At 54.1% G+C, this 3,442-nt stretch carries 2 protein-coding genes and 2 pseudogenes; 3 read left to right on the forward strand and 1 reads right to left on the reverse strand.

Translation table 11 applies throughout. The features are described 5' to 3' along the window. From Xentx_RS17150 to Xentx_RS17160, 3 genes and pseudogenes are all read left to right on the forward strand, one after another. Positions 1 to 2,470, forward strand: a 2,470-nt coding sequence (locus Xentx_RS17150; protein ID WP_074021736.1) for an Ig-like domain-containing protein, incomplete at its 5' end; no start/stop codon positions are given. A 129-nt stretch (positions 2,471 to 2,599) separates the two neighbouring features. Further along, on the forward strand, positions 2,600 to 2,911 hold the full coding sequence (locus Xentx_RS17155; protein ID WP_074021737.1) for a TIGR03757 family integrating conjugative element protein: 312 nt from the start codon (positions 2,600 to 2,602) through the stop codon (positions 2,909 to 2,911). Continuing rightward, positions 2,857 to 3,345, forward strand: a pseudogene (locus Xentx_RS17160) (TIGR03756 family integrating conjugative element protein); the annotation flags it as partial. The gene Xentx_RS17155 and the pseudogene Xentx_RS17160, both read left to right, overlap by 55 nt. Here Xentx_RS17160 and Xentx_RS19665 read toward each other — a convergent pair. Continuing rightward, positions 3,345 to 3,442 (reverse strand): annotated as a pseudogene (locus tag Xentx_RS19665) (transposase); the annotation flags it as partial. The pseudogenes Xentx_RS17160 and Xentx_RS19665 overlap by 1 nt on opposite strands.

Consider the following 3,442-nt stretch of genomic DNA (forward strand, 5'->3'; position numbering starts at 1 on the left):
GCCAGTCCCCTTAGTCACACTGGGTGCCGATTTTCGGCAGGGTAAGCAAGGGGTCAGTGAGAACCGTTTTACCCTGAACCTCAATTATCGGTTGGGTGTCCCGTTCAGCCATCAGCTTGACCCGAACGCGGTCGCTCCCCTGCGCAGCCTGAGATCCAGCCAATTTGATTTTGTGAACCGGCGCAGTGATATGGTACTGGATTATCAGAAGCAAACGCTGCTGACGCTGGCCTTTCCGACTTTGGTTAAAGGCTATGAAGGCAAGGAAGTGACCTTTTTTCCCGTTATCCACACCAAATATCCGTTGGTACGTTTAGCGCTGGACACGGCTGAATTACAGCAGGCAGGCGGGAAAGTACTTGATCAACGGCCGGAAAAAGTGACATTACGGTTGCCGAAAACCACGGGAAAATCCGTCCGGCTTTCGGGAATAGCTATCGACAGCCGGGGTAACCGCTCTAACCGGGCAGAAATCCTGGTGGTAAGCCTGCCGACCGAAAAGCGATGGCAGGTGACAGCGAATAAAACGCAGGCCAAAGCCGATGGTCATGACAGGGTGATCTATACCGTAATGGTCACCGATCAGGAAGGCGCTCCTGTCGCTCATCAGGCTGTTATCTGGTCAAGTGATAAAGGCGAATTATCCCAAACCCGGCAGGACACAGATGCGCAGGGGCAGACATCGGTCGTGCTGCACAGTCGTCAGCAGGGGCGGCACACAGTACGTGTTTCCGTGGATGAAGAGGTTGCTGTTGCACCTTCAGTCCAGTTTGATGCGGTGCTGATACCCGAAATCACCATTGATAAGCACAGCGTTCAGGCGGATGGGCAATCGAGGGCAACCTTGACGGTCACGGTTAAAAACGCCGATGGTCAACCTGTGCCCAATCAGGCTGTTGGCTGGCAGACCCCGCTCGGCCAGTTCTCCTCATTTTCATTGATGACTGATGCGAAAGGGCAGGCCACCGCCTATTTAACCAGCAAAGTATCAGGAAATGCAGAAGTAGCCGTGGCGGTTGGCAGTGAAACGGTGATGGCTTCTCCGATCCGCTTTATTGCCTCGCTAACGCACACGCTTCAGACGGACAAACAAACCGTGATGGCCGATGGTCAGGACAGCTTCCTTTATACGGTGAACGTGCGCGATGCAGCAGATCACCCCGTTGCCCACAGTAAAGTGCAGTGGTCTGCGGATAACGGGCAACTTCTGGACAGGCAGGAACAGACAAACAGTCAGGGAGAAGCGACAGCCCGGTTAATCAGCCACACCGCAGGGCGGGCAACGGTGAAAGCCGAGGTGGCGGGGAAAACCCTTGATGCTGCTCCGGTGACGTTTGAACGCCGGCTAAGACCCGCGATCACGGTGGACAAAGTCAGGGCTAAAGGTGATGGGCAGGATACGGTGGTGTTAACGGCTATAGTGCAAGATTCATTGGGATCACCTGTGGCAGATCAGTCGGTGAGTTGGCAAGCAGATCACGGTGTGCTGTCCTCAGAATGGACACAAACCGACCCTCAGGGACAAGCGCAGGTTCAGCTGAGTAGTACGTTTGCAGGGGAGCACCAGGTTCAGATCCAGGTCGGCGATCATAAAGTGGCTGCCCCTATTGTCACCTTTGATGAAGTGCTGTTATCCACCATTCGGGTCAATAAAACCCGTGCTGCGGCGGATGGCGAAGATCGGGTGACTTTTACTGTCACCGTTACCGATATTCATGGGCAGGGGCTTGCGGATAAAGCGGTTGATTGGTCTGGCAACCTTGGCGAGATGATTTTTGCAGAAGACAGGACAGACCGTCAGGGAAATGCAACGGCAACCCTTGTCAGTCGTCATGCTGGACAGGCTTCGGTCACTGCTGAAGTGGGTGCGCAGCAAGTCGCTTCTTCTGTGGAATTTATCCTGCCGTTACGCCTGGTTGATACCGTTGCCGTTGACCGCCAGGGTGGCAATGCCAACCAGAAATCGTTTGGTCTCCGGGGGCCTTCCGTACTCTGGCGTGGCGCAAAATTTCGCCTTATCACGGCCGGCAATACAGGTCGGGTGAACTGGCAGAGTGATTCACCCTCGGTGACGGTATCGGGGGATGGGGTGACGGTGCAACAAAATCCTGACGGAGTCAGGCTCACCGGCACTGATGAGACCGGGCAACAGGTCGCACTGACCTTGACGGTTCACACCTGGTTTGAGCGTTCCGGCCTGACAAAAGACTTTTATTCTCATGCGAAACAGCTTTGCCAATCACTCGGCAGCCGGGTTGCCACCAAATATGCCCTGGAACGGCTCTATGAGGAATGGGGGAACTTTTATCTTTATGATGGCTGGGCGCGGGAATTTTACGTGACATCAACGGATTATCTGGCGGCCAGCTCAGGTTCAGCAGAGCATCAGGCAAAATGGGCGTTTTGGGCAGAAACAGACCGGTGGATGCGAAATGGCTGGCCGATGACCGGATTTGCATGCAGTCGTTAATGAATAACAGGGCGGTTTTGCTTTGCTCTTCAGTCCCTTTTTTCATTTTTCGGAAAAATAATTAATGGCTGATTTTTACAATACATTTCTTCAGGCTATCCCGGTGTTTGATAAAACGGGAAATGTGCTATGTGGAAGTCGGCTTTATTGCTTTGGGGGGGCGTGCTGGCCTCATTATCGGTCAATGCGAAAATAGTTATCTATACCGACAGCCAACATCCTCCCGTTAATTTTTCCCCGGAGACACCTGTCGTTTGGCTGGATGCGGCTGAACAACATCAGAGACAAATCTTCGCTCACCTTTCTGCCGATCCGCAGCAAGCCGCTATTCAAGCACAAGCGATACTGCAATCACCCCAATGGCATCAGCAGGAACAGCAACTGATTCAGTCTTATCCGGCGGACTGGAAAATGCTGTCACCGGGGCGTTATCCCACCTGACTGCGGGCGGTGGCCACCACAATAGCCAGATTTCAGGCCAGCGGCGGACCAGCCTGCGTTTTAAATATGCCGATGCCATCGGGCATCCCGCTACCCGTCTGATTGGCGGGCAAATTCCCGGCTATTCCTGCCGCAGTGCGGCCACCCCGTTGGTGCCTTATTTTCTCAGCACATTAGATACCGTTGCGTGGCGCACCGGTTTGCCGGAATCGTTCTACCCGGAAGCGCTTATTCCCGGCCAGCGGGAGCTGGGTAGACAAATGGCCGCCAATCTGTGGGGCACTATTTATCCGCGCTCAGGTTTCGTCAATCAGACCGATGATGACAAAGCGTCTGCCGTGGTGGCGCAGCGGGTGGCGGATATTATCACCCGTGCCGGGCAACCCCATGTTTATCAGACATTAAAAGGTCAACGCGCTGACGGTTATTGGCCATCGCCCCGCTTACTGATACCGAGCTGTCTGACTTTTCCGCCACTGCTATGTTCTTTGGGCACGAGTCCCAGATAGCTGGCAAAATGACGGCCATTCT

The sequence above is a fragment of the Xenorhabdus thuongxuanensis genome (assembly GCF_001908095.1).
Taxonomy (GTDB): Bacteria; Pseudomonadota; Gammaproteobacteria; order Enterobacterales; family Enterobacteriaceae; genus Xenorhabdus; species Xenorhabdus thuongxuanensis.